This is a genomic window from Arminella tubonensis (genome assembly GCF_003240585.1).
GTDB lineage: Bacteria > Pseudomonadota > Alphaproteobacteria > Rhizobiales > Rhizobiaceae > Rhizobium > Rhizobium tubonense.
In genome coordinates this window covers 1-25,815 of sequence record NZ_PCDP01000053.1, presented here as the reverse complement: position 1 = coordinate 25,815, position 25,815 = coordinate 1, and the positions used below count along the sequence as shown (strand labels likewise).

The following is a 25,815-nucleotide window of genomic DNA, read 5'->3' as shown; positions in this document are numbered from 1 at the left end:
TAAACAGCGCCCCCGAACGGCAAGCCGAATGCGGAGGCGCCAAAAATCACAATGTTAGCCGCCCGGCGCCAAGACGCGCAAGCCTCATCCGCGGAATGTGTAGGCCTCGATCGATTCGGGTTTCATTTCAATCGAAAAACCCGGCAGGCTCGGCGGCATGTAGGCCGCGTCGCGTATGACGCATGGATCAAGAAAATGCTCATGCAGATGATCGACATACTCGATCACTCTGCCGTCCTTGGTCCCGGAAACGGCAACGTAGTCGATCATCGACAGGTGCTGCACATATTCGCAAAGTCCGACGCCGCCCGCATGCGGCCAGACCGGCAGATCGTACTTGGCGGCGACCAGAAGAACGGCAAGCACTTCGTTCAACCCGCCCATGCGGCACGAATCGATCTGGACGATGTCGATGGCGCCCTCGGCGATGAACTGCTTGAACATGATGCGGTTCTGGCACATCTCGCCGGTCGCGACCTTCACTGGGGCGATCGCCTGGCGGATCTTGCGATGTCCGGCAATGTCGTCGGGACTGGTCGGCTCCTCGATGAAGAAGGGCTTGACGAAGGCAAGCTGCTTGACCCAGTCGATCGCCTGGCCGACCTCCCACACCTGATTGGCATCGATCATCAGGTAGCGGTCGGGCCCGATCACCTCGCGCGCAATGGTCAGGCGGCGGATATCGTCCTCGAGATCACGGCCGACCTTCATCTTGACGTGGTTGAAGCCCGCATCGATCGCCTCCTGGCACAAGCGGCGCAGCTTCTCGTCGTCATAGCCGAGCCATCCTGCGGAGGTGGTATAGCAGGCATAGCCCTCGCTCTCGAGAGTGGCGATGCGCTCGGCCTTGCCGGTCTCGGCCTTCTTGAGAATGGCAACCGCCTCGTCGCGCGTCAGCACGTCGGTCAGATAGCGATAGTCGACGATATCGGCGATCTGCTCCGCATCCATCTCGCTGACCAGCCGCCAGACCGGCTTGCCCGCTTCCTTGGCAAGCAGGTCCCACACCGCATTGACGACGGCTCCCGTCGCCAGATGCATCGCGCCCTTTTCCGGTCCGATCCAGCGGAGCTGGCTGTCGCTTGTCAAATGCCGCCAGTATTTGCCGGGATTTTCGAGCACGGTCGAAAGTTCGGTGCCGACGACCAGATGCTGCATCGCCTTGATCGCCATGCAGCAGATTTCGTTGCCGCGGCCGATGGTGAACGTCAGTCCATGGCCGGAAAGGCCCGGCTTGTCGGTATCGAGGATCACATAGGCCGCGGAGTAATCCGGATCCGGATTCATCGCATCGGAGCCGTCAAGGCTTTGCGAGGTCGGAAAGCGCAGGTCAAAAACCCGGAGACTGGTGATGCGCGTCATGTGAAACTCCCTGGTATTTTATTGCGGGCATGCCGTCGGCGGACATCCCAATCATGATCGACGAAAAGGCGTGATCCGCAACGCAGAATAGCGTGGCGATCCTCTTAAGTATGAGTAATTCATTCATATGCAAAGGACAACGACTTTTGCGTCAAAAACCTTTTCAAGCGAGCCGAATCCTATGCATATATGTAAGTGACTATTCAAATAGGAGGCGAAGAATGGACCTGGACGATAGCGATCGCTATCGCGCACCGGCGCTGGACAAGGGTCTCGACATCCTGGAACTGCTCGCAGGCGTCGACGGCGGATTGTCGCAGGCCGAGATTTCCAAGAAGCTGGATCGCAGCCCGAACGAATTCTATCGCATGCTCGATCGGCTGGTAAGACGCGGCTATGTGATCCGCATCGACGGCGACCGGTATTCCCTGACATTGAAGCTCTTCGGGCTGGCGCAACTGCACGCGCCGGTGCGCCGCCTCGCCTCCTTCGCAACGCCGCTCATGCGCGATCTTGCCGAAAAATCGAAACAGGCCAACCATCTGGCGGTCTTCGATCGAGGTGCGGCCGTGGTCATCGCCCAGCAGGAAGCACCCGACTATTGGGGCATTTCAATCCGCATCGGCTCGCATATCGGCTTGTTCGACACCGGCTCCGGCCATGTTCTTCTCGCCTTCCGTTCGCCGGAGGAGCGCCAGATGATGATATCAGAATATGCAAGGTTGCGGAACGACATCGATCCCGGCCCGGAATTCCATGCCAGGCTCGATCACGTTCGCGAACGCGGCTTCGAGATGATGGCAAGCGTCCAGACCGCCGGCGTCTACAACCTCTCGGCGCCGATCCTCGGGCCTGACGGCCGAGGCATCGCCGCCCTGACATGTCCTTATATAGCGCTGGTCAACACGCCGTCGGCCCCCGACATCGACGAAACCGTTTCGATGCTTCAGGAGACCGCCGCGCAACTCTCTTTGCTCGCAGGTTCGGATGTTCAGCACACACGCTGAATCTGCCGGTAGGGCAACGAAAAGCCGCCAACTTTCGCCGGCGGCTTTTCGCTATCTGATTTATGGCGCTGCAGACGCTTTTGCCCGACGTCTAGCGGTCCGCGTGTTCTTCGGCCTGGCGTGCCGAAGCGGCGGCAACAACCGTAGCGCTGTCATTGGCAAAAAGCCGTTTACGCACCAGCACGCTCATGACGCGAGCCGCGGTCGAGAAAGTCATGGTGTCGAGCGGACCTTCGCCTTCCCAAGGCTTGGTCAGCCGCTCGGTGACGGCGCCGAGCAGATTGCCCGGCATGATATCGGTGCAGCCGCGCAGCGCTTCGAATACGGCACTGATGGGCACGATCCGTCCGTCGAACATGACGATAGGTTCAGTAACTTCGACGTCCCATTCCTCGAAGGCGTCGATCGCCTCGCGGAAAGCCTGCTGCAGGGTAATTGGAGCGTGTCCCTCGTGAAGGGGGGGCAGTACATTGGTCATGGCTGTCTCCTCTTGGTGGAAGTCTAATGTCTTCCAGTGTCGGCCAGCATCAAACTTGGGTGAACAGAGACGGTTCCCGCCGGCCCGACTAACACGAGCGATTCTATAGATTAATCGCCGTTTGGGAACCCTTTAAAATCATTTGTTGAGAATCCCCATATATTTCAATGTATTATCTGTCGATATCGCAACATTAATCAATGTAATCAACCGTGCGCGTTGTTAAAATCTAGCAACCGGAAACGACTAGCGATGGCGAAAAGTGGCCGCCGGATGACTGTCGGGAAGTCGGCCGTCGCCGCGCTGGAACATCTTCTGCCGAAGCGGACCTTGTGCATAATCCGCCTTGAACAACCCGCGCTCCTGCAAAACCGGCACCACCAGATCGACGAAATCCCTGAGGCTCTCCGGCGCGACCGTCCGCGCCAGATTGAAGCCGTCGATCTCACCCTCTTCGATCCACATCTGCAAATGATCGGCAATCTGCTGTGGCGAGCCGACGATCGGCTTCTGCCGGCTGCCGAGCACCATCTGGTCGATGATCTGGCGTGGCGTCAGCGCCTTGCCGCCTGCCTTGCCACTAACCACTGCGAGCGCCGACTGATTGGCGTTGGTCGATCGTTGCTCGATCGGCTCGTCCATCCCGTATTTCGACAGGTCCACGCCGATCGAGCTGGAATAATGGGCAAGGGAGGCTTCGACGCTGGCATGCTGTCGATAATCGGCGAGCTTGTCCTCCGCCTCGCGCTCCGTCCGGCCGACGACGACCGTGATCAGGTTGAGAACCCTGAGGGCATCCGCACCCCGCCCGAAATCGACGGCCCGCTGACGCAATGCCTCGACGGTCGATCGGGCGCCGGCAGGCGACGGGCTGGCGATGAAGACGCATTCCGCATGGCGCGCGGCAAAATCCTGGCCTCGCGCCGATGCGCCGGCCTGGAACAGCAGCGGCGTGCGCTGCGGCGATGGCTCGCTGAGGTGGATGCCGTCCATCCTGTAATACTTGCCTTCATGGCGGACGGCTCGCACCTTGGACGGATCGGCGAAGATGCCGCCTTGCCTGTCGCGAAGCACGGCATCGTCGTCCCAGCTTCCCTCCCACAGCTTGTAGAGCACCTCGAGATATTCCTCGGCTGCATCGTAGCGGGCGTCATGGGCGGGCTGTCGCTCAAGGCCCATGCTGCGCGCAGCGCTATCGAGATAGCCGGTGACTATGTTCCAGCCGATGCGGCCCTTGGTCAGGTGATCGAGCGTCGACATCCGGCGCGCCAGAAGAAATGGTGGCTCATAGGTCGTGTTGACGGTGACCCCGAAACCGAGATGCTGGGTGGCATAAGCCATGGCCGACAACGGGATGATCGGATCGTTGACGGGGATTTGCGCCGCCGTGCGGATCGAGGCATCGGGACTTCCCTTGTAGACGTCGTAGACCCCGACGATATCGGCCAGAAAGATGCCGTCGAGCTTGCCGCGCTCGGCCGTCCGCGCAAAATCCACCCAATAGTCCAGATCGGTATAGGACGAAGACGTATCGCGCGGATGGGTCCACATTCCGTGATTGATATGGCCGACGCAGTTCATGTCGAAGGCATAGATCTGCATTGTCTTCACTGCGCAAACTCCGTCTCGCAAAAGCGAACACCGCCGCTTTTCTCATATCACGTGCGAGACACTTCAATCCTCGATACTGAAATAGTTCAAGCGAAGATTCGGGTGGCGGCAATCGATTCGCGCCAGGGTTGCCCCAAGAATGGGCGAGCGAGGCCGGTAAATCGTCTTCTTGCGCATTTGCTTAAATGATATCACCACGGCGCAATTCGCCCCGATCGAGGTCGATATCTCCGAAGAAACCAGGAACAGCAAATGCATCGTAAGCTTAAACTCGGAATCACCATCGCCGTCCTGATGTCGCTGCAGGTCAGCTCCGCCTTCGCCATCGGCGCGATCGCGGTGCATGACTCCCAGGGCACATCCGCCGACGAAGCCGGCTACGGCGTCGGCTATGGATCGTCCCGCCACGAGGCCGAACGCAACGCAATCCGCAGCTGCGAGAAGGTCGGTAATGATGGCTGCGAGATCGCTGTCTGGTACGAGACCTGCGGCGCCTATGCCGGCGACCGGGTCAATTTCGGCATCGGCTACGGCAGCACCAAGCGCGACGCCGAAGACATGGCACTCGATAGCTGCCCACATTGCAAGCTCATCGTCTCCGACTGCCAGTAATCCACGCCGACCGACTTCAAGTCTCCAAGGAGAGAAACGATGCGATTTTTGCTTTGCCTGATAGCGACTGCCTGCCTGTCCCAGGCAGCCTACGCCGGCCCCGCCGAAGACCTGACGAAGGCCGAACAGAAAACCTACGACGCATGGCAGAGCCTGCCGCTCACGGAGCGCACCGTGACCTTCATCACCGAGGCATCGACCGGCTACGGCATGTACAAGGAGAAGGGCTCGAGCGTCTTCAAGCCCGGCGAGAAGATCATCACCTATGTCGAGCCCATCGGCTACGGATGGAAGGACATTGCCGGCAACATGTACGAGCTCAACTTTGTCACCGACCTGACGTTGACTGCCGAGAACGGCGACGTCGTCACCGACCAGAAGGGCTTCGCCAAAACCGTGTTCCAGAGCCACAACCAGAACATGGAATTCTCGATGGACTTCACCCTGACGCTCGATGGCGCCCCTCCAGGGAAATACATCCTGGAATACACCATCCACGACATGAGCGGCAAACAGGTCTCCACCTTCGACCAGGATGTGGAGATCGCCAAGGGGTCGTGAGCAGAGTGCCAGACCGTCGGTCGAAGCCTTGCGAACAGCTGAAAATATCGGCTTGGATTTTATTCTGAGTCTGTCATGATGACGGTATTGAATTTGTCTCCAACGCTGACCACGGATGTACTGGCAGTGGTGTCGAGACAGATCGAGGAAGGTCGGAACGGTAGCGTCCCGACCTTTTTCTTATGCGAAATCATTTACTTATTCGAGGCCCGCGAGGTTTACGCCTTGCCGCCGTTTTTCTTGCATTCACTGCGGAACTTGGATCGCTCCTTGCCATGGAGCCCCTTGGCGTCTGCCTGAATCGAACAAGCCTTCGAAACTGCCGATTGTGGAGGCGTCGTAGCCTTCGGCTTCGCCATGGCTCCAGTCGATTTCGTGGCGGTCATCGGCGTCGTTGTGGTTGCTGGCGCGGTCGCAGTTTGCGCCATTGCACTGACGCTGACGAAGGCGACAATGGCCGTTGTGGTCAACATTGCGACAAATCGCATAGTCATTTCCTCCGCTAACAGATTCGGCCGCGCTCCAGCTGAAACTAGGTCACCTTTAAAAGACGACGGCCCCCACCGGGTTTTCGGGTCAATCTCGGCGTTGAGGCTGGCGACGGTCCGGGACACTTCGCGCCGCCAGCCTCAGCAGAGACCCCGCTCTGCATATCCGGTACGGTGGGGCCAAGCCGGATACATCGCCACGCAGACCACACGAATATGAGGCAAAACTGATGGATCAACGCTTGGCACAGATAAATTGAGCTCCGTTCCCCTGATCCGGTTGGCGACGTGAAAAAACCACGACCCATCGAGGCAACTGGCAAAGCGCCGACGGAGCCGGGCTCTGCAGCGGGCCGGCCTGTGGCTTATAACGGCTGTTGAAGGCAAGCCCTCGCAAACGCTGACACTTACAGCGTTCGCTTCGCTGATACGGGGCCTGACAGACGAGGGCATCAGCGCTTCAACGCTTGCCTTGAACATTACTGCCGAATAGCAGGACATCCCAACTGGTGCATCACAGTCATATCGGCAAATGCTTCACCGCATACTTAGAGCCGAACCCTTCTGGGGCTCGAAGCGACTGCTCGTCGACAAGACCGCCGCCGTACTTTTGCGGCGGACCTCAGCGGCGAGATGGTCGGCCAGCCTGACGGCCAACGCGACGGCTGGAAGGGTGGGGTTAGCTTGTCCGGACGTCGTGAAAACCGAGCTGCCGGCGATGGAAAGATTGGCGATGTCGATGACGCGACAGTTGGGATTGACGACGGCGTCGTTGCGGTCCACGCCCATCCTGGTCAACCCGATCTGATGGTAGCCGTCTTTGGCCTGCACGGCCATTTGCTCATCAAGATCTTCAGGGGCTGCATCGAATATCAGCTTGCCGATTTTCTGCTCCTTGAGCCAGCCATCGAGGGCCAAATGTGCTTGAAGCGTCCCGCTGAAATCCTGAGGCAAATATCGGAACGAGACATCAAGCTTGAACTGGCCGTCCGCATCTCGCTCGGACTTGAGGAAGGCGCGGTTTGAACTGCTCGGAATTTGCTCTCCGTGGTAGCGAAGGCCGTATCTCATGTCGGGCCTGCGCAGCAGAACATATGGTTCGGCCAAGCTGCGTTTTTGGCGGATCAGTTCCAACGCGGAGGAGGTCGCACCAACCGGATTGCGCAGTACTTTGCGCAGCACATCATTATAACGGGATCGGTCAGCCTCGCTCCATGGCGCCTTGTGCGCGGTGGATTTCCGGCTGTTCCAGAGATACAGCAGCGATAGCGTGGTATCTGTCTCACCGAACGCGGCATTCCGGTTCGTCGGCCAAAAAGCGATATTCGGCAGTTCGAGTGCCCGTTGCAGCTTGGCGGAGGGTTGAAACCGGTTGCTCACGAATGTTCCGGTCGACGTTCGCTTGAAGAGATACCGTTCGGCATGTTCCTGGGTGGTGAATTCGATCTGGGCGATCTGTCCGGCGACGTGCCCCATGTAGAAGCGCCCGAGCGGCCCATCGGTTCCTCCGAACAATTGCGGAAATGCGACCTGGAGATTGAGTAGCAGCCGGGTATTGCCCCTGCCACCACAGGCCAGCACATAGTGGTCGGCGCGCACCTTGTGGGAGCCACCGCGGCAGGCAACCGACATGGAATGTAGCCGTCCTTCGACCGGGTCGAACACCAGAGCTTTGACCCTCGCGTCCAGGGCGACGAAGAGATTGCTGGAAGCAGCGAGCTCAGCCCTGTTGGCTTTCGCCGTATTGCGTGTTCGTGTCCAGCTTTCCCAAGATATCGGAAAATCAGTCTCCGGTTCGAGTTCCGGCTCCGATCGCTCGCCGCCGACATCGCTGCTCAAAAGAGCCCGCGCCCGTTGGTAGAAAGGCGAAATCACTTCGTGAGCAATGGGCCAACCGGAGTGTGCTATATAGTCTCTTTCTTCGAGGTCTATTTCATCGAGCTCAACGCATCTCCCACCCCATCGTTCGGACGTGCCGCCAAGGCCCGTGGCCGAAGTAAGCTGGTCCGCCGCGTGATGGACATCGTCTTCTATGTCGAAGCCGGTTTCATTTCCTTGGGGTCGTTTCGATTGTTTCGGCCCGGCTTCGATAAGCAGCGTTCGTAGGCCCCGCCTGCTCAATTCCAGCGCAGTGGCAATGCCGACCGGACCTGCGCCCGCGACGCACACGTCAAACACCTGTTGAAAGACCTCTAAGTCCGCAAACATACTCGCCCCCCGGCTTTCGAGCTAATGTCGTCTTGGCAGCGGCCGCAATCACCGTTTCCTCTCCTTGCGACACTGCGGATCGGTCTTGGCGCACCGGACAGCAGATCGAAAGTGGCGGCGCAGACCTAAGCGCGGCACGCTAATGCTTCAATATCCGCAGAACAATCTCGCATAAAGTAGGATGAAATTTGCTCCTCACCTCGGGCAAAAGGATTAGTGACGTGTAACTCCGGTCGGGCTACGTCCCCCTTCGTTACACCCACTACCGCCGAGTCTCATTTTGATGCAACGGCGAAGGAGTACGTCTTCATGGGTATTTCGTTCCTTCTCAATGAACTTCTAAAATATCGTCGATGCTGCCCGATGTGATTTCAATCCATTCCACCATCGGTAGATCGCCCCAAAATCCTTTCACCATCATCTCCTGTAGACTCGTTGACAGGCTTCTTCGGATCGAATTTCGTGTCGCTCTTTGTTGCCGCCGAATTTCGAAAAGCTCCTCACCGCCGAGACCTGGAGGATAAATCACCTCAACGCCTTTCGAAGTTATGCCGAATGATTGCCGTATCTGGCTCGTGTGGCGACCAGGAACGCCAATCAAAAATTCGTTTTGTTTAGTGTTCCATCGCATGGAACCTTTTAAACCCCCAAAAGTTCAGTAGTGTCCGCTATCGTACATTCGAGGCGGCCCAGAAAGTCAGGCGTCGCGCCCCCATAATCGACGCCTGATTTCAGATCGCCCAAGTGCACGTCGGATATTTCAGCAGCACCGGAAGGCGAGGAACCGGACTATCCTTGGGGAAAGGTGATGAAGCACGATCTGTCACCTGGGAACGCCATTCTTCCCGCGGCCTTTAAACACCCTTTGAAGAGCTTTCGAAGATTTGCCCTCGAAGCCTCTTTTGAAGACGTCATGTCGGGAAAATCAAAATTCCGGATTTAAGTGACAAAATTCCGGAAAATTACAGACAATGGGAAATTTGGTAGCGGGAGAGGGACGAGAACCTCCACTCTGCCGTAACTCATTGTCCAGGCTGGTTTTCGACCACAGCTTTTGACGTCTCTTTCGATGTACGCTCGTACTTGTTCACGCGCTGAAAGGCAAGTCGTTCAAAGGATCGCGATTCGGTCGAACGCTCTAATGCCGTCACGCTGTATCGCTTTCCGCATTTCGACTGCAGCACCAGGCAGCCTAGAGCGACGTATGAGCTGTTTTTCCGCGCTTCCGTGCTGCTGAATGTAGATGGACGCGATGTAACAGAGGAGACCCCCATTCTGGTCCCGATGCTCGACCTCAACGACCTCAACATTAACCGTTAGACCTCTGATTTTCGTGATCGTTTGGCGCATTGAAAATACTCTCTTCTATTTGATTTTATTGAGTTTTTTTATAGCATAAATGTGGGCTTCAGAGAATCCTTGAAGCGAAAATGATGTCGCTTATGGGAGTTCAGCCGTTAACGGAATTGGTCGGACTTTAATGAGTTTTGAAGCAGATCGGTTGCTCAATCTCGGCGGCAAGGTAGGTGGTTGACAGGACGGCGGGCGGCATAGGCTCTTGGCCAGCCTTGGCCAGAATGGGCATGGCGTTGACCGCAGGTCACAAAGAGCTGCCCGCTGTACTGTCACCGAGGGCCAAGGTTCAATGTCTATGCGTGAAGCCGGGTCGCGTAGCGATCAGATCGAGACAAGCGGCTCGGCCTGAACGGCTGGAGCATCGACATGGAAGAGCATGAGGCTAACCGAATCCAATTTTCATGACGCCATAGATTTCTTACTGGCCTATTTCTTATGGTGTCACTCGTTGTTCCGAATAGCTCCACGAAGACGGTGCTATGGCTTATGAAAAACTCAATAGCTACCGGTGTGGCCGCTTTGTAGGGAAATTGCCAACCGGGTCCGGCATCTTGATCGTAAGCACAAACCCACCGGCAAGAATTGGTCCGCAATCCGAGAATACCTGACTTTTTGAAACTTGGATTACGGGTAAGGAGGTAAGGAAACGCACGTTGCCAATACCATGTTCGATGGAAAGAAGTGGCACATAGGGGGAGAAGAACTATCGGCTGCTTAAGTAGCAGCGGAGGTGCGTTTCGAACGATCTCCCCCAAGTAATAAGACCCTAGTTCGCGACGAATGAGGATTAATCAGCATCGGAAAATTCCCGCCTAATCCAGTCGCTGTCAAAAATCGCGAAAAAGGGTTTGGATGTCGTAAAACTCTGTATCCAATGCTTTTTTGAGCGCCCGTACATTTGGCGTATCCGACACATCATAAAAAGAGAATGAACCTGAACCTTCCCATAAGTGGCCGCAGTAAGAAGATTTGCATACCTGGCCAAATTTGAGATTGGTGGTGATACAATATGGGATGTCCGAGGGCATGCATTCGAGTACAAACCCCGTCCTTTCGGGGTCGTCCCGCACTCTCGCAAGGGAATCTAAATCGACGGAGACTCGCACAGTTTCAGTGTATTCTAGCGGCCCGTTTGATTTGCCGCCCCGCTCCGTCACGTCAAATACTAAATCATTCTTTGCCGGGGAATAGGAAGAGTATGTTATCGATCCATTGTAGGTGTTGTCATCTATTGTTCGTTTGTAGGTGATCGTACCAAATTCGAAGTTAACCCCATTCAAAATCCGAGCTTGCAGCGCGAGTTCGTGATACTGAGGACTGCCAAGTTCAACGTTATTTATCGCATCCACCAGTTGTTGAAGGCTCCTTCCTTCGGGAGTTAGAACACTTTCAGACGTTGTCGGCGCTCCCACGACGGGGTCAGATGTGTTGTCCGCTGGTTTCGCTTGCTTGTCAGAATTGCAGTCGATGAACGAGCAGCGTGCAGCGTTCCACTGGATGACTAGGGTGGGAATGTTGATTAAAACGAGAGTAATCAAGCCAAACAGAGCGGACACAAAAAGCGTCAGCTTCGCCGTATGACCAGTCAGTTTGTCTATCCTCCCCCGTCGGACATGCGGATCAGGAGTTTCGGTCATAGAAAGTCCCCACTTTCTGCTAGCGCACTCTAGCAGACCAGTACTGAATTATACAGCAAGGCTAACCACATCTCGTCGGATGAGAAGCGCACAGAATCCTGACAGTAGGAAGGCATGTTCGTTTCCGCAAATCTGTACTTTATCAAGGAAGTAAGCAGGGCATGACCGACTATCTCGAATAACCGATAGGACGGGTCAACGTATTCCAATAGTGAGCAGTCAGTGCAATCTTCTCGATTAGGTTGTTCTCGCGAGGAGAAACGCCAAGCCAATTCAGCCCAGGCCGTCAGATAACGGCCTGGGCTGCCCCCAACATGACTGGGGCAACTCAACCAATCAGTATTTAATAAAAAACCTCATCCCGCATACGCGAATTGATTATTGCTCTAATTTTATGGTTGCGGCATCTCGTTCAACGAAGCCGCCCACATGGTCAGGATTCAAGGCAAGTATAACCGACGTGACGCGGAACAGCGTTTCTCGTGCGTCTATGAGGCCGTTTCGGGCGACCGCTGCATTTACTGCGGGATGCCCAACAACGGCAAGTTTGATCATCAACCGCCGGTCTACGCTCTCCACAGGTTTTCTGCGGGAGCACTTGTAACCAAAAGGCAAATTCGGGAGCAGTTTGGGACATGCCAATTGGTCCCGTGCTGTACTATTTGCAACATGGGACTGGGCGCTTACATCGGCTGTGACATCAACGACCGAAGGCGAGAGATTGCGGACTGGTTTCTACCGGACAACCGATATCCTGGAGACAAGCTTATCTTGGTGATGGGGTATGGTCCCATCAAACTGCATTTCAAGTATCGGCAAACGCAGTCCATCTATTCATTTCCCGCTGTTGGTCGAGCCATTTACATCAGCGCTTTGACCGGCTTAATGAAAGATCGCTACAAAAGCTTTGATGACTTTCCCGACTGGCTGATAGAAGCCCAACGCGAGTTAAACCAGTGGCTTCATGCCGCGCCGAAACGTTCGGGCCAGCACTTCTTGGAAATGGCAAGACTAGAAAGCTATCGGCTGGTCCCGTCGGCCCGAAGCGATCCACGCGGGCAGTTCTCAAACATGGACGCCAACTGATTTCACAGGGTGCTGGGGACCGCGCGTGACGCCTTCGGACAATAGTCGGCGACCCCTCATGGCTAGGGAAAGTTGACCGGCGGCAACTGTTGGCCCAAAGCTGCCTCTCGTCTGATACCCCTAGAAGGGCTTGAAGCAGTTCGTGATCGCAATCTGTCTCAATTTCATCGCCTGATGAAGTGCGACTTGCCGGATCACCTCAAAGTGGAATGACCTGTGCTTAGCCATTAGCTTGATCGCTTTTGAACATCCGCCGAAATGATTCTTACAGATTGATCCTATATAATACCGCGAAGATTTGGGGGATGCAGTCTGTGATCGTTCTACCTATCGCTCTCAATTGCTTGATTGTTCTCGTCAGCGCCTTTTCGATTCTTGCGGCTGCCTATCTCATGGCGTCTGCCCAGGCCGGTATCCGCATCCATCTTCCCCAGCAGTTTCGCAGTGAAGGCCAGTATCGTTGGCATCTCATGGACTATGCGTTCGATCACTCGGTGCCGTATCGGATCAAACGGGCCTATGTTCTTTCTGGAGCCTTTGGGGTCATATTTTTCATTGGAGCTTTTCTCATCGCAATCCAGACGAAACGCGGTGACGCTATGGTCCTCCTTGGCATCGTCACTGCGTTAGGTGGTGTCCAAACAATCGCCAATCTCAGAAAGCTTCGTGCCACAAAAGGCCAGCCGGATGAAGGAAGGTTTTAGTCTCCGGCCATGATCAGCAACATATTCTTAGGCGCGGCGATGGTGGCGTTTGGCATCGCGTTCTGGCTGATGGTACCGCTAATCGGCAGCCGTCGCGACTTGATGAAAATGGCCCCGACGGAATACGGCTGGCTTGCAATACGGTTTTTCCCGCTGATGTTCCTGTCCATGGCATTCTTTATAGCAGGAAGCTTGGCTGCGAAGTACGGCTGGCCTTGAGATGCTTACAGAATGACAGCCACGTCTCTAACGAACCCGCTTTTAGGTTTCCCTCTCTCCAAAGCGGTGACAAGGGAGTCGGCATGACGGGCGAGTGCTATCGTGAAGCCGAACCCATTTGGCGTGTGAGGTGGTTATGATCTACGACAATGTTTCAGGCGGTCCAGAGTTGCTTGCATGGTTCGGTGAGGAGCCGACATTTCACGACGCGGAAGTCATCTCTCTTTCTCTCAGTCGCACCGGCCCAAGTGAGCTGAAGATTCACGGTTGGATTGCAACTGATGATGTTGATCCAAACGGCTACATCGTCCTCGATAAGCACGCTATCGTTACATTTAGTTTGGAAGGTGTCATGGACCTGCAATTGGATGGCTTTAGCGGTCAAAATGTCGTAGGGGGCTTGATCCTTCGCTACGCGACTGACAGGGGCCGATCTGGCTATCATCCGATGCCCGAAGACCCTCGCGATATCGAGATTGAACTCATACCCTGCTACGGTTTGGACGGGTTCATCAGAGCCAAGAAGGTTGCGCTCTCATTTAGTCCGGGTCGACCAGACAAGACCAACGAACTTGCTCCGGAGGCTCGGCGGCGCTGACTATCTGATGACCGCTCCTGGCGCAACCCAGAAGCTGGTTGGAGCGACGGTGGCGGATTGTAGGTGCCCGCTCTAAGTGGTACGAACCGGACGAAAGGCGCTTAATGACAGTTCTCGACCGGAATAATGTTCAAATAAAAGGCGATGGCCACAGGGCGATGATCTTCGCCCACGGTTTCGGTTGCGACCAAAATATGTGGCGCTTCGTGGCTCCGGCATTCGAACAGGATTTCAAAACCGTCCTGTTCGATCACGTCGGAGCGGGTAATTCCGACCTTGCGGCCTACGATGCGGCCAAATACTCCTCATTATCCGGTTACGCGGACGATCTCATAGAAATTTGCCGAGAGCTTGATATCCACCAGGGTGTTTTCGTTGGTCATTCCGTGAGCGCGATGATCGGTGTACTGGCCTCACTGAAGGCTCCCGGCCTGTTCGAGAGCCTGATCCTCGTCGGACCGTCGCCCCGCTACATAAACGATGGCGACTATGTCGGCGGATTCAGCAGCGCAGAGATCGACGAGCTGCTGGAGTCGCTGGACGACAATCACCTGGGTTGGTCGGCTGCGATGGCTCCTGCCATTATGGGCAATCCAGACCGACCCGAACTTGGGGAAGAGCTAACAAATAGTTTCTGCCGCACCGATCCGGAGATTGCCAAGGCATTCGCACGGGTGACCTTCACCTCCGACAATCGCGAGGACCTGCCGAACGTCACGGCACGAACGCTCATCCTCCAGTCGAGAGATGATATTATCGCCTCTGAAGAGGTCGGCGAGTTCGTTCACGAGCAGGTTCAAAACAGCGAACTAATTGTCCTGAATGCCAGTGGACACTGTCCGAACCTCAGCGCACCGGCCGAAGTGATCTCGGCCATTCGGACGTTCGTTCGGTGATCATGAGCAAGCCTCCGACAACGCCGACCGAAGACCTTGAAGACCTCTATGAGAATGCGCCGTGTGGATACTTGTCGCTTCAGCCCGACGGCAGGATCGTCAAGGTCAACAAGACACTCGCTATCTGGCTCGGTGTTCCTGCCGAGCAGCTTCTTGGAAAACGATTGCGTGACCTGCTGAACATGGCAGGCCGCATTTTTTATGAGACCCACTTCGCCCCACTGCTGCGCATGCAAGGGTACTTCAACGAGGTCGCACTCGATCTGATGACGGCGGACGGTGACAAGCTGGCCGTTCTTGCCAATGCCACGGAACGTCGTGATGACAGCGGCAATCTTGTTTTCACGCGCGTAACGCTATTCCAGGCAACCGAACGCCGTCGCTATGAACGGGGCTTGGTCGATGCTCGGACGGCGTCCGATGCCGCCGGAGCCGTTTTGAAGTCCGACGCGGTGCTGAGAGAACAGTTCATTGCCGTCCTGGGACACGATTTGCGCAATCCGCTGGCATCAATCAATTCCGCAGCCCGTATGCTCCGCAAGGAACCGCTGTCAGACACATCCATCCGCATTCTTCATCTAATGCAAGGTAGCGTGTTTCGGATGTCCGCTCTGATCGACAACATCCTCGATTTCGCGCGTGGACGTCTGGGAGACGGCCTGTCCCTGGACCGTAACAGCAGCGAACCGCTAACACCGGTATTGCAGCAGGTCGTCGAGGAGTTGCGTTCCAGCCATCCTGACCGCAACATCGAGACGGATTTTACGATCGATGACCCGGTCGATTGCGACCGAGGTCGGATCGGCCAACTTCTATCCAATTTGTTGGGGAATGCGATCACCTATGGAAAGCAGGATGAACCTGTCCAGGTGAGTGCGACCACGGGCGGCGGAGTATTCCAGCTTTATGTCGCCAATGGTGGAGCGCCAATCCCGAGTGAGGCAATAGCCAGCCTCTTCAAACCATTCTTTCGGGGCGATGTCCGGGCAAGCCAAAATGGCTTGGGTCTTGGGCTGCACATTGCTTCCGAAATTGCCCGCGCCCATGGCGGCGAACTTACGGTCACGTCGAACATAGACGAGACGCGTTTCACGTTCACACTGTCCTTGTCGTAATTCTCTCGGCACCGCGTAAGCGATGTCGGCCTACGATAAGAAGATTTGCCGCCTCAGCTTGAAATTCGAAATGCGCGAGGAAAACATTTGGCCCCTGAGGCCTGTGAAAAGGGTCAATGGCGGCACGCCGCAGAATGCTCTGCGCATTTAACGTTCCTATAAGTTGACGAGTATTTCCTAACACGCGATGCTTCTCCAAAATCATTGAGAAAGTTCATGGCTAAACCAAAGGCCCGAGCGTTACTCACAGCGTCCGGTACTGGCGCGATCCGGAAGTAGGAGGCATGGGCTTCGTAATTCCGGATAAGTCGCTTTGCGCAAGGGTTGAGGTTCAAGGTCTCATCAATCGATAGACGCTAGCTCGACCGATGCCTAATATCCTTGATATTTCCGACGCCCCTTTTCCTTCAGCAACAAGTCTCTTAACCCGGCCCGGGTCTATCGATGGCTTTCTGCCCTTGTATACCCCGAGCGACTTCGCCTGTTCGATGCCTTCAAGCTGACGCTCTCTTCTGATGGCCGTCTCAAACTCCGCAAACACGCCTAGCATCTGCAAAAACGCCCGACCTGCCGCTGTGGAGGTGTCAATCGGCTGCTCAGTCGCCTTCAGAGAGACCTGGCGTGATTCGAGTTCTTTCACTATGGCGGCGAGATCACCAATCGACCGTGCGAGCCTGTCGATACGGGTTACGACAATCGTATCCCCAGCTCTTGTAAAATCGATCAAATTTCGAAGCTCGACACGACCCTCTGTCGTTGTGCCCGTTCTTTTCTCGGCGCGTACGATGGCGCATCCCGCTGCTTTAAGAGCGGCTTCCTGTATGGACACGTCTTGGTCTGTGGTTGATACGCGGGCGTATCCAAAAAGCTGCCCTGCCATGCGATGTGTCTCGTTTGGTTTTAGACCATAATAGTCTGTCGTCTCAAAAGCCTGAAGTAAACCCATATAAGACGGAAAATGTGTCTCGTCGGGCAGTCTTGATTGCGTATACCCAAATGAGGCAGAGAATTAGGTTGACGCTGGGAAGCTTTGCTCCAAGCATAGAAAAAGCCGTGGTCAAAGGGCGGGAACCCTACACGGACTTTTTTGGAGATTGTTCATTAATGATGAACGATGGCGACTGTAATGTAAAGCTCCCGCGTAACAGTGAGTGAGCCCGAGGCTGGGTGATAAAACCCCAGCCCAGACAACGAAATCTCCTTCCCAACGCCGTCAACAAATTTGGTCTTGTGTATACCCCTCCGGCCAAGGCAAACGTGTTGCCGCTTCCTTCGACGCGATGGAGGTGGCGGCCGGTGAATTGCCAAAAAGGACTCACTTCGACGTACTCAAGGCGAATACCGGTTGGGCACTTGATCGATTTACCTGGGTGAGACGGACTTGGAAATCGCAGCGCAGAACTGCCCAAACTGAACGTATCGCATCGGCGTTGACGCGTGCGGGCATCAATGTCTATCGCGATAGTGACGTGACTCTCATTTCGGCGATTACCGGGGTCGTGGAAAAGCCACGCTCTCATCGATCTGTCTGCATACTACCTGACATCGCGGCCCGGGAGCGTGGTGCGATGGTAAACGGCCTGAAGCTGTTTATGACCGGTCATAAGAACAGCAAGCATTTCCGTTATGCCGTCATGACCTCTCGTCATCCCGTACCAGTTGGTGGTGACCTTCGGAAGTCGATCCAAAAACTGTCTCGCCGCATCTCCAAGTGGTCTCACTACATTAAGAAGTGGGATGTGAAGGTCCTGTTTCGCGGCATCGAGTTCACCAGGATGACGGCAGAGGGCCGTGGCATGACAGATCGTTACGCACCGGACACGATCCTCTACCGTGTCCATGCAAATGTCATCTATTGGCCGACGCGAAAGCTGAAACCGGCAGAGTGGATCGAATTCTTAGAGCAAACCAAAAAATTCATGGATGCTGAGTGGCAAGACAGCGGCACGGTCGAGGACGTCGAGCAGATCGTAAGGTATTGCACGAAGCCCGCCGACACAGAGGCGGCCCCAGATGAAGAGCTTGTTTGGCTCTACCGGCAGACCGAGAGGCTTAAAATTTGCCAGCCTCTCGGTGACTTTAAAATTTGGATGAGCGAGATAAAAAAACGCGGTGAAAAGATCGTTCGCGTTCATGTTGGCAACGGTCAGGGAAGGCTCGTACGCGTTCAGAAGTCGCATCGCCGGAACCTGGTTAAATTGGTAGACGAACCAACTGATGACGAAAGGGCCGACACGCAGCTCTCAGGGACACCACCCGAGGGTGAACGGTCGACCCTTCCGCCCGCGCGGTTGTTAGGTATGACCCGACCGCAGTGGCGGCATAGCCCATGGGCCGAACCATTGATCATAGTCCAGAACTACGATCCTGCTGTAAGAGACGACGACTTTGAACACCAGATCACAGGGTGGCGTCAGGAAGCGCGTCGTTGGTGGGACGCTGCCAATGCGCCGACGCCGGAAGAAGCGCTGCGAGTAGCCCGCGTAGCGCTTGCGGGTTGTGTTCCGGGTGACGACGAATGCGACCCGGAAGCGGACGCTGAGTATATTCTTGACTTATGTCGGGCAACTGTCCCTGAAGCTTTTGAAGCCGATCCTACCCCTTCCGATCCCGTGCGAAAGGATGACGCTCTGGAAAGTAAATCGGAGCATTTCTTGAACAGGGCCGTGGAAGAGGTCTTGTTCAAAGGCGATGAAAGCCCTCGTTCGATCCGGGAAGTGATCAATGAGATGGCAAAGCGCAATCGGCGTGTCTCACCTGTGTCCCTGCCAAAGGTGGCAGAGGTTCAAATGTGCATCTGGCGTCGACGTCGACGCGAAGAAAATCTGAAGGAAACATGGGTTGCCACCAACCTGCAGATAATCCAGGAGCTGCTCGCAGCCGCTTGATTGATAGTCGCCCCGGCTAAGGAGGGGTCTGCCAGAAGGCTCTCGACGACGTCGTCCCTCGGAGGAGCCCCAGAGGGCAGACGCAACAAGCTCGCGCATTGCATTAGTCTGTATCTAAATTAATGCTCTTCCTTGCATCCCTTGGTCTTCTTATTGGGTATTTAAGGAGGCAGACCGTGGCTACTGGATGCCAATTTCTTCACATCGAGGGTTTCTCGCGTAAGAATGATGAAAATGGTCGCACTGTGACCTTCGTTCTTGACGAAGCTGAGCGGCGTCCCAATGCGTCCACGCACGTTGCGCTTCCGAACCCTCCGGAAACTGTTTTCGGTATATCCATTCCCGAACTCCGTGCGCTGCATGACGAGCGCGTTCTGGTGGCAAAGGACACGATGAAGAATGGGCGGACCCGCGCGATCCGCTCCACCCAACAGACGCTCGGCACGGTGATTGCGTCGCATCCCTATGAGATTTCCGATGTACTCACCGATCCTTCCAAAGCGGCGGAAGTGAAAGAATGGGAAAGACGGACGGTGGAGTGGCTGAAGGGTCAGTTCGGCTCCCAACTCGTCTCCGTGCTGCGCCATACAGACGAGCGGTACTGTCACTTACACTGCTACCTTCTTCCGTCAAATGACATGATGAAGGTGTCCGAAATCCATCCCGGCTATCTTGCCAAGGCAGCCATAATGTCGGCGGGACCAGGCCCAGGTGAAGATGAGAAGGCCCTCAACCGGCGTGGCGACCGAGGCTATCGTTCTGCCTTGCGAGCTTGGCAAGATCATTACTTTCATGATGTCGGGGCTCCGTCGGGTCTAACCAGAATTGGGCCAAACGTGCGGCGGCTGAAGCGGGCAGAATGGCACGCGGAGATGCAGGTTTCGCAAGCTTTAAAACAATCCATGGCCCGCGCCGAGGCAGTGAACGCAAAACGCCTTGAACTCATTCGGCAGACAAAACAGGAAGCACAGAGGTTCGTTGAGCGGACGAAACAGGAAGTTTCGGAGGCTCTCCACAGTGCAAAAAAAGAAGCTGCCGCGATAAGAGCGGAAGCAGTGGCCATCCGTACGACCGCCGAACGGGAAATGCAGGCTTCAAACGAGGCAAGCGCTGCCGCGCTGTTCGCGCAAGATCGCGCCCGACAGGAACAGATGCATGCCAGCACGATGCTATTGGATGCCGTCCGCTTCAAGGGTTGGGGCGGTCGTCTCAGGGCTTTCTGGGACTCGTTGAGAGAATCCAAGTTGGCCTTCGCGATCCGTCAGGAAGTGGCGGTGGAAATAGAACGGGTTCATTCATTAGTCCGATCTCTTCGGCAGCGCCTACGGGACGAAGAAAAGAAACGGATAGATGCCGAGAGGCGGGCGCACGAGGCTATGAGAGACGTCAAACGAGCGCTTGATGCAGCCCACAAGGCCACTATTGAGCGAGATCGTGCTTTGGCCATGCTACCCCGGACGCCGGGGCAAAAACTGGTCATGTCGCAACCAGCTTTTGCTTTTCCTCCACCCAAACCGAAGGAACGGAATTAGACGTCGTTGCCAACTATCTGGCAACCGCCTCCCTTAAGTATTCCGCTGGTTCAAACAGATCATTTACTATTCTTTCAACGTGATCCTGTGCGGTACGAAGTACTTCCAGAGCACGTTCTGAGTTCACGGCATTCTCGCCTTCCCGAAACGCTTCTGGCATCGCGTCAAGTGCCTGTTCTTCCTCATCAATGATGCTGGTAATTTCATACGCCAGGTCGTCCATGTACTTGGACATTTTGGTGACGGCCAAGATCAGCTTCTCTATCTGCCTTCGTCGTGAAGCGTTCATGCAAGTTCTCCCCTTCGCAAAAGGGTCCAAGCAACGCATCGCTCAAAATCCCCAGCCTCGCCGGAAACCGACGCCATTTCGAACATCGAGCTACTCTGAATCCAGGAAAGCATCGACACCATCGACACGACCAGCCAAGGCCGCCATAGGCCGTTAGGGCAGTGAGGCGCAGACACACCGGCGTCCGACCAAATGTCCGGCCACGCGCTACGCTCTTCGCAAAGCCACGCCGTCGCGACTGGACGGGATTTATGAAGCAACCTGAATTTCTTCAGAGCGGCGGTCGACTGCAGGAGATCGACGCTCCAGCCAGTATGTTTGATTGTCATACCTTTCAGCCCTGGCGACCGGGGGATAAAAGGGTCGAGCGAATCTATCGTTTGCTCGTCGACCTCGCGACGCTCCGACCGTCTGATGTGTCCAGATTCAAGAGTGTAGTGCATCATGTCCAAAATCTTTTTCACAGGCATACTCCTTCAAGGACGCGGCGAGATCGCAAGCGTCGGTTGGAAATTTCGATTTTCAGATTGGATTTTTCCGTACCAGCAGCGGGTAGGCCGCGTTGTGCTTAGGACGGTTGACTGTCGGCCTCAGTGAAAGGTGCGAATATGACGACATCGCACTCCCATTCCGCTTTCGACATCAGGAACAAATCGCCCCGATCATCTCCGGCGACGACCACGTCAGCGTGAGGATAATGGGATACGATCTGATCATCCGGTCGCTCGATGGAAAGGAACCATTCGGCGGCGGCCAGCACGCTGGTTTTCGAACGGTTGAAGACCGTTGTGGATACAAAAAGCTTACTCATAGGCATACTCGGTCGTTAGGACGTTTCGGGGTCACCGAATCCGTCAGTTGAAGATCATTTCAAACTTGTAAGAAGTGTTTCGTAGTCAGCGCGGCGGCTAGAGTGATGATCTCACTGCGGCGCTGGTCCTATGGTTGCTCACGTCGCGTCGCGTTGCATCAATCGTCAGCGCCCCCCAACGCCAGCGTAAGATTGCAGACCTTGTCGCGATCAAACGGCACGAAAGGAATCTTCGGTTTTCCCGCTTCCGATTTTGACATCAGATAGACGTTTCCACCTTGATCTGCGACGACCAAGATGTCCGCTCTTGGGTATCGATAAACGAGATCGCCTTTGCTGCGCTTCCAGCGCATCCAGCACTCGATTGCGTCTCCGGCGTCGAGGAGAGATCGAGCAACGACATCGGCAGAAATCAGAATTTTACTCATATACGCACCGTCCCGTTTTGAGTGCTCTGCCCTGGGCAGCAAACACCGGTTCAAGGCAACCGGCACTTCGCCGCCGCCCATTTCTTCGCAATGACGCTGTTCCTATTTGCAGCCCGACATTACGACGAGCGGAGGGAAGCATAGAATAATATGCTAAGTCAAACCTAAAATTCAGGGTAGTTTGATCAAACGTACTCCAAAAAGGAAATTATTTTTTAATATTTCCTTGATGTCGCGAAAAGGAATAAATTCAGGTTTCCTTGCCGGTCATTGAAATCATTGAGAAAATTTGACATCTATTTTTCAAAGATTTCCTTGGGGGCCATTCGGCGGTTTCGAGGAATTTTTTTGTTCCTCCTCTGCGTCAAGGCGGCGTTGTTCTGCATCTCGGCGCAGTTGCTCCCGCCATTGCGACGCAGCTCTTGGCATCGCAGCCAATGTTTCCTCGGGGCTCTTGGACCTACAGCGACGGATGGCCTTCCCGCCATCCTCCTCCACCGAGGAATCGATCCAGTCGTGGATTGCAGGTGAAACCATTTTCTTGATGACAGTGATCGCGTCCTGTCTGGCAAACGGATATTGCAGGTGGTCAAGTAGGGTGAACAGGTGCGGCCACTCCTTGCCGTATCGCTCGGGCAAACCTGGGATGACCGGTCGCGCCTCATATCTGATTTGCGAGATATCTCTGCTGGTCAATCCGTCAAATAATTCTTCCGCTTGCTCTCCGGTACGTGGGGCGTAGTCACGGTCGACGTGCTCCTGCAAATCGAAGGCCTTGCGCCTTGTCGGCTTTTTCATGAGCGGTCGCGGCTTCAGTGACGGAGCTGGGAGCGGCTGAGGCGGTGTCATGGCAAACGGCCGGGCAATCTGGCCGAATATTATCAGCATCAACGCCAGCAACCATTTCCGGCGGCGGTGGCGTTTGCCTTTCATCTGGCGGCGGCGAAGATCATTTAGCCACAAGCGGAGCCAATAGTCGGCGCGGCGTTTCTTTCGGCGTTCGTGTTCTGCGATATCGGTGTTGGGTTTCATGAGATTTCTCCTTGAACCCAACGATGTCAATGAACGATGCAAGGAAGAAGTCGCAAGTTAAGTAGGTTAATTATCACTCACGTAGTGGATTGAGCGGTCGAACCCAGCGGTGACGAGCAACACCGCCAAATGCGGCAAACTTCGCGCTCCTATCTGCTTCTTCACGCGCTCCAACCGATGTTCGACAGTACGGGGTGAAAGGGCAACTTCCGCCCCGATCTCTTTTACCGTCATGCCCTGCATCAAGGCCGTCAAAATCGCTTCATCGGTAGCATCGATTTCCAGACTGCTTGCAGGTGCTCCCGCCATGAACCTCCCATGGGTACATATCAACAACCACTGGGGTTTCTGCGACTTTTGAGGAAGAATAATCCGGTCATAGACAACGCGAACTCCGACCAATCTGGCTTCCACCGTATCGATCAGAGGCTGTCGGACCTCAATTGCCTTTGCGTACGCGGGAAGCACGGAGCTTTCGAGGTAAGCCTGATCTCTCAACTCGCCCAATTTGCCGCCCTTGAACAGCGAGTCGAGGTTGATGATGCGACTCGAAAGGCGGGAATGACGAATTGTCCGAAGGAGCCACTCCTTCGGATCATCTGCGTTGAGATAGATGACAGAGAGCCGCATGCGGATCGTCAGAAATGGAACAATTCCGGAATACGCTTTCTCTGGCAGAGACGGCCCTTGGGAACCGGTCAGCATCCAGGCGTCGATGAGCTTTTGGCATATAACAGTAAATGACATGGACCTGTAGAATCAATAAAGGGTGTCAGCGAATAAGACAGCCTGATCTCTTAGCCACAAGTGGCAGATACCGTTCTTTCGATTACCGGAATAGCGATAGCATGCTTTGCGACGACGAATTTGCAATGTTCAATGATTGAATGGCCAGTTGCTGCTGGGTCTGCACAGCTGCAAGCTTTGCGGACGCCTGTTCCATGTTGGCATCGACCATGCGACCAATGCCCTTGGTCGTATTGTCCATCAGATTGTTGTTGAACTCTTCCTGCATGGCGAGCCGCTTTTGCGTCGAGCCGACGGCTGACATGCCGCTGGTGACCGCCTGAATGCGGGTGTCCATCTGGTCGATGAGTGCGCCGTAGTAGTGGTCCCGATCAAGGTTATTCGCCGTTATTCGGACCTCAACATTCCGGAGGGTATAGGGATTTTCGTTCTTCTGGACGTCGCCATTACCATCGACATAGGTGATCGGATAAACCACGTTGGCGCTCCATAGCACTCCATCAAGGTAACCCATGTTTTCGGAACCCGGTTGACCCCAAAGGTTATCAATCGAGCGGTTGTAGTTGATCATCGTCGTATCCTTGGTGTCCAAGGAAATCTTGAGCACCTGTCCGTTGACATATCCGGCCACGAACTCTGTCGTTGCACCTGGCAAAGCCGGTTCGTCCTTGTCGTTCTTCAATAGGTTTACCCCCGAGAAGCTTGAAGACTCGACGATTGTATTGATTTGTTGCCAATGCTGGTAAATCTCGCCATCGACTTTTGCCACCTCGGAGCTGTCATAGGTGCTATCCGGTTCATTGTCAGTCCAGTTGGAATAGCCATTTGTCGAGGGCGGCGGCATGCTTTGGGCTGTGACCATAAGATTGCGGATGGTCACCATTTCCTGCCGGACGGCGTCCATGCCGCTATAGGTCGTATCAAGGACAGCCTTGGCGAGGCCGATACTGTCCGAGACTGCCGACATCGCACCCTTGTCAGAGCGCATTGTTGTGGCTATCGACCAGTAGGCAGCGTTGTCCGAAGCCTTGGCGACTCGAAGCCCCGAGGATACCTGGCCCTGAGTTTTGTTCAGGTCGACACTGATAGTCCGCAATGTCCGTAATGCAGCCATTGCCCCGTTATTGGTGATTATGCTTGTCATGGTCGCCGCTTGCTTGAATCAAAAGACGGCGTCATCATGAGCCTTGCACCGGCTGATGCCGTGCTTTGGATTATGGTTCAAAATTCCTTAACGGAGGTCTCAGGGTTAGAGGGGGAAATCCCCTTCAAAGTCTCGATTTTCGAAGGGACGCTTCAGCGGTTGCCGGGTCGACCTCTAAACTGGTGATTCAAATTTTATTCCGTGGTCGAAATACCGGCTTAAGGTCGTGTGGACATGAGGCCGCTGGCCTGTCCACTGACGTCAAGACGCGGATCATGCTGGTAATCCTGTGAGTCGTCATCCCGGCGACACTCGTAGACCCGTTATTGATCGTTGAAGATCGCAAGGGGCGAAGCTTGAGCATCCGTCCGGGGAGACAGCCAGCGTTCCTACTGGGGTCCATCCCCAATGACCGCCCCGATGCGGTTCTTTAGCTTTTCTCGAAGCTCTTCAGGCGTTTTCCACGTAATGTGGTTGAACTGTCGGGTGTCAAAATGGACATGCTCTATGTGATCCTCTCGGCACGTCCAGATAACCGGGATGCCTAGACCTTGCGCAAAGCCCGCCTCGTAATAGACTCCTCCACGGGGAATTGCCGTCTGGGTCCGCTCGCTGAATACAAGGCCACAGGTAAAATCTGCTACGACAAACCGAGAACGGCGGATTTCGGCAATAATTTCATCGTCAATCTTATTGTTGTGTTCCTTTTGGTCGATCCTCATGGGTCTATAACCAGCGTCAATGATGGCCGGACCAATGCCGTTCTTATAGGCTTCTGCCACTTCGATTCCAAACCACATAGCAACAAAAGCCTGGAGCGACGCACGCGGGTTGGCCTTAAGCTGCTCCAGGTGTGAATAGCCGTCGAACGTTAGACTAATACCAATCCTCATTGATCAGAACCCATTCGCCCATTTTCTACGTCCGATTGACATGATCTTCCACGGTTGGCTTTGGAGAGTACGCCAGGCGTGGCAGCAATGATCGACGATGTCCTCGTAGGATT

General features: G+C 55.0%; 27 protein-coding genes. 11 read left to right on the top strand and 16 right to left on the bottom strand.

Annotated features, from left to right (window positions below; translation table 11 throughout):
* Positions 1–84: 84 nt before the first annotated feature.
* On the bottom strand, positions 85–1,362 hold the full coding sequence (locus CPY51_RS23890; RefSeq protein WP_111162727.1) for an L-fuconate dehydratase: 1,278 nt from the start codon (positions 1,360–1,362) through the stop codon (positions 85–87).
* A 221-nt stretch (positions 1,363–1,583) separates the two neighbouring features.
* Between CPY51_RS23890 and CPY51_RS23885 the strand changes: the two genes are divergently transcribed.
* Positions 1,584–2,369: an IclR family transcriptional regulator gene (locus tag CPY51_RS23885; protein WP_111162726.1), complete on the top strand. Its 786-nt coding sequence runs from the start codon at positions 1,584–1,586 to the stop codon at positions 2,367–2,369.
* A 91-nt stretch (positions 2,370–2,460) separates the two neighbouring features.
* Here CPY51_RS23885 and CPY51_RS23880 read toward each other — a convergent pair whose 3' ends face one another.
* Positions 2,461–2,847 carry a BRA0787 family protein gene (locus CPY51_RS23880; protein ID WP_111162725.1) on the bottom strand — a complete coding sequence of 129 codons (387 nt, stop codon included), beginning with the start codon at positions 2,845–2,847 and terminating at the stop codon, positions 2,461–2,463.
* Between the two features lie 246 nt (positions 2,848–3,093).
* Positions 3,094–4,458, bottom strand: coding sequence for an LLM class flavin-dependent oxidoreductase (locus CPY51_RS23875; RefSeq protein ID WP_111162724.1), 1,365 nt, complete (start codon positions 4,456–4,458; stop codon positions 3,094–3,096).
* 252 nt (positions 4,459–4,710) lie between these two features.
* On the opposite strand from CPY51_RS23875, the gene CPY51_RS23865 reads away from it, so the two are divergent.
* Entirely contained in the window at positions 4,711–5,070 is a 360-nt protein-coding gene (locus tag CPY51_RS23865) for a DUF4189 domain-containing protein (protein ID WP_206607262.1), read from the top strand.
* A gap of 39 nt (positions 5,071–5,109) precedes the next feature.
* On the top strand, positions 5,110–5,631 hold the full coding sequence (locus CPY51_RS23860; RefSeq protein ID WP_111162722.1) for a hypothetical protein: 522 nt from the start codon (positions 5,110–5,112) through the stop codon (positions 5,629–5,631).
* A 218-nt stretch (positions 5,632–5,849) separates the two neighbouring features.
* Here CPY51_RS23860 and CPY51_RS23855 read toward each other — a convergent pair whose 3' ends face one another.
* The 4 genes from CPY51_RS23855 to CPY51_RS23840 all read right to left on the bottom strand — a co-directional run bounded on the left by CPY51_RS23855 (position 5,850) and on the right by CPY51_RS23840 (position 11,320).
* Entirely contained in the window at positions 5,850–6,119 is a 270-nt protein-coding gene (locus tag CPY51_RS23855) for a PsiF family protein (protein WP_111162721.1), read from the bottom strand.
* A 537-nt stretch (positions 6,120–6,656) separates the two neighbouring features.
* On the bottom strand, positions 6,657–8,327 hold the full coding sequence (locus CPY51_RS23850) for an FAD-dependent oxidoreductase (RefSeq protein ID WP_111162720.1): 1,671 nt from the start codon (positions 8,325–8,327) through the stop codon (positions 6,657–6,659).
* Between the two features lie 328 nt (positions 8,328–8,655).
* Positions 8,656–8,958 carry a hypothetical protein gene (locus CPY51_RS32375; protein WP_146260168.1) on the bottom strand — a complete coding sequence of 101 codons (303 nt, stop codon included), beginning with the start codon at positions 8,956–8,958 and terminating at the stop codon, positions 8,656–8,658.
* 1,552 nt (positions 8,959–10,510) lie between these two features.
* Positions 10,511–11,320 (bottom strand): hypothetical protein, encoded by an 810-nt coding sequence (locus tag CPY51_RS23840; protein WP_111162718.1) that lies wholly within the window; start codon positions 11,318–11,320, stop codon positions 10,511–10,513.
* A gap of 429 nt (positions 11,321–11,749) precedes the next feature.
* Between CPY51_RS23840 and CPY51_RS23835 the strand changes: the two genes are divergently transcribed.
* The 6 genes from CPY51_RS23835 to CPY51_RS23810 all read left to right on the top strand — a co-directional run bounded on the left by CPY51_RS23835 (position 11,750) and on the right by CPY51_RS23810 (position 15,938).
* Complete coding sequence (locus CPY51_RS23835; protein WP_111162717.1) at positions 11,750–12,406, top strand: hypothetical protein; 657 nt, start codon at positions 11,750–11,752, stop codon at positions 12,404–12,406.
* 305 nt (positions 12,407–12,711) lie between these two features.
* The gene (locus CPY51_RS23830) at positions 12,712–13,110 is read left to right on the top strand and encodes a hypothetical protein (protein WP_111162716.1); all 399 of its coding nucleotides are present in this window, start codon (positions 12,712–12,714) and stop codon (positions 13,108–13,110) included.
* A gap of 9 nt (positions 13,111–13,119) precedes the next feature.
* Positions 13,120–13,329 carry a hypothetical protein gene (locus CPY51_RS23825; protein WP_111162715.1) on the top strand — a complete coding sequence of 70 codons (210 nt, stop codon included), beginning with the start codon at positions 13,120–13,122 and terminating at the stop codon, positions 13,327–13,329.
* A gap of 136 nt (positions 13,330–13,465) precedes the next feature.
* Positions 13,466–13,927 carry an Imm50 family immunity protein gene (locus tag CPY51_RS23820; RefSeq protein ID WP_111162714.1) on the top strand — a complete coding sequence of 154 codons (462 nt, stop codon included), beginning with the start codon at positions 13,466–13,468 and terminating at the stop codon, positions 13,925–13,927.
* A 104-nt stretch (positions 13,928–14,031) separates the two neighbouring features.
* Positions 14,032–14,823, top strand: coding sequence for an alpha/beta fold hydrolase (locus tag CPY51_RS23815; RefSeq protein ID WP_111162713.1), 792 nt, complete (start codon positions 14,032–14,034; stop codon positions 14,821–14,823).
* Positions 14,824–14,825: 2 nt separating this feature from the next.
* The gene (locus CPY51_RS23810; RefSeq protein ID WP_111162712.1) at positions 14,826–15,938 is read left to right on the top strand and encodes a PAS domain-containing sensor histidine kinase; all 1,113 of its coding nucleotides are present in this window, start codon (positions 14,826–14,828) and stop codon (positions 15,936–15,938) included.
* Positions 15,939–16,269: 331 nt separating this feature from the next.
* On the opposite strand, the gene CPY51_RS23805 is transcribed toward CPY51_RS23810, so the two are convergent.
* The gene (locus CPY51_RS23805; protein WP_111162711.1) at positions 16,270–16,818 is read right to left on the bottom strand and encodes a recombinase family protein; all 549 of its coding nucleotides are present in this window, start codon (positions 16,816–16,818) and stop codon (positions 16,270–16,272) included.
* Between the two features lie 406 nt (positions 16,819–17,224).
* Between CPY51_RS23805 and CPY51_RS23800 the strand changes: the two genes are divergently transcribed.
* Together CPY51_RS23800 and CPY51_RS23795 are read left to right on the top strand one after the other, a co-directional pair.
* Positions 17,225–18,826 (top strand): hypothetical protein, encoded by a 1,602-nt coding sequence (locus tag CPY51_RS23800; RefSeq protein WP_146260167.1) that lies wholly within the window; start codon positions 17,225–17,227, stop codon positions 18,824–18,826.
* A gap of 176 nt (positions 18,827–19,002) precedes the next feature.
* Positions 19,003–20,358, top strand: a complete 1,356-nt coding sequence (locus CPY51_RS23795; RefSeq protein WP_146260166.1) for a plasmid recombination protein — start codon at positions 19,003–19,005, stop codon at positions 20,356–20,358.
* Positions 20,359–20,371: 13 nt separating this feature from the next.
* Here the strand turns inward: CPY51_RS23795 and CPY51_RS23790 are convergent, their stop codons facing one another.
* The 8 genes from CPY51_RS23790 to CPY51_RS23755 form a co-directional block, all read right to left on the bottom strand.
* Positions 20,372–20,647 (bottom strand): hypothetical protein, encoded by a 276-nt coding sequence (locus tag CPY51_RS23790; RefSeq protein ID WP_111162708.1) that lies wholly within the window; start codon positions 20,645–20,647, stop codon positions 20,372–20,374.
* The gene (locus CPY51_RS23785; protein WP_111162707.1) at positions 20,644–21,111 is read right to left on the bottom strand and encodes a hypothetical protein; all 468 of its coding nucleotides are present in this window, start codon (positions 21,109–21,111) and stop codon (positions 20,644–20,646) included. The genes CPY51_RS23790 and CPY51_RS23785 overlap by 4 nt, the downstream gene beginning before the upstream one ends.
* Before the next feature lie 104 nt (positions 21,112–21,215).
* Positions 21,216–21,458, bottom strand: a complete 243-nt coding sequence (locus CPY51_RS23780) for a hypothetical protein (protein ID WP_111162706.1) — start codon at positions 21,456–21,458, stop codon at positions 21,216–21,218.
* Between the two features lie 158 nt (positions 21,459–21,616).
* The gene (locus CPY51_RS23775) at positions 21,617–21,967 is read right to left on the bottom strand and encodes a hypothetical protein (RefSeq protein WP_111162705.1); all 351 of its coding nucleotides are present in this window, start codon (positions 21,965–21,967) and stop codon (positions 21,617–21,619) included.
* Positions 21,968–22,189: 222 nt separating this feature from the next.
* On the bottom strand, positions 22,190–22,918 hold the full coding sequence (locus tag CPY51_RS23770; RefSeq protein ID WP_111162704.1) for a hypothetical protein: 729 nt from the start codon (positions 22,916–22,918) through the stop codon (positions 22,190–22,192).
* A 66-nt stretch (positions 22,919–22,984) separates the two neighbouring features.
* Entirely contained in the window at positions 22,985–23,623 is a 639-nt protein-coding gene (locus tag CPY51_RS23765) for a helix-turn-helix transcriptional regulator (protein ID WP_195909613.1), read from the bottom strand.
* 124 nt (positions 23,624–23,747) lie between these two features.
* Entirely contained in the window at positions 23,748–24,809 is a 1,062-nt protein-coding gene (locus tag CPY51_RS23760) for a flagellin N-terminal helical domain-containing protein (protein WP_111162702.1), read from the bottom strand.
* Between the two features lie 389 nt (positions 24,810–25,198).
* Positions 25,199–25,702, bottom strand: a complete 504-nt coding sequence (locus tag CPY51_RS23755; protein WP_111162701.1) for a nucleoside 2-deoxyribosyltransferase — start codon at positions 25,700–25,702, stop codon at positions 25,199–25,201.
* Positions 25,703–25,815: the final 113 nt, after the last annotated feature.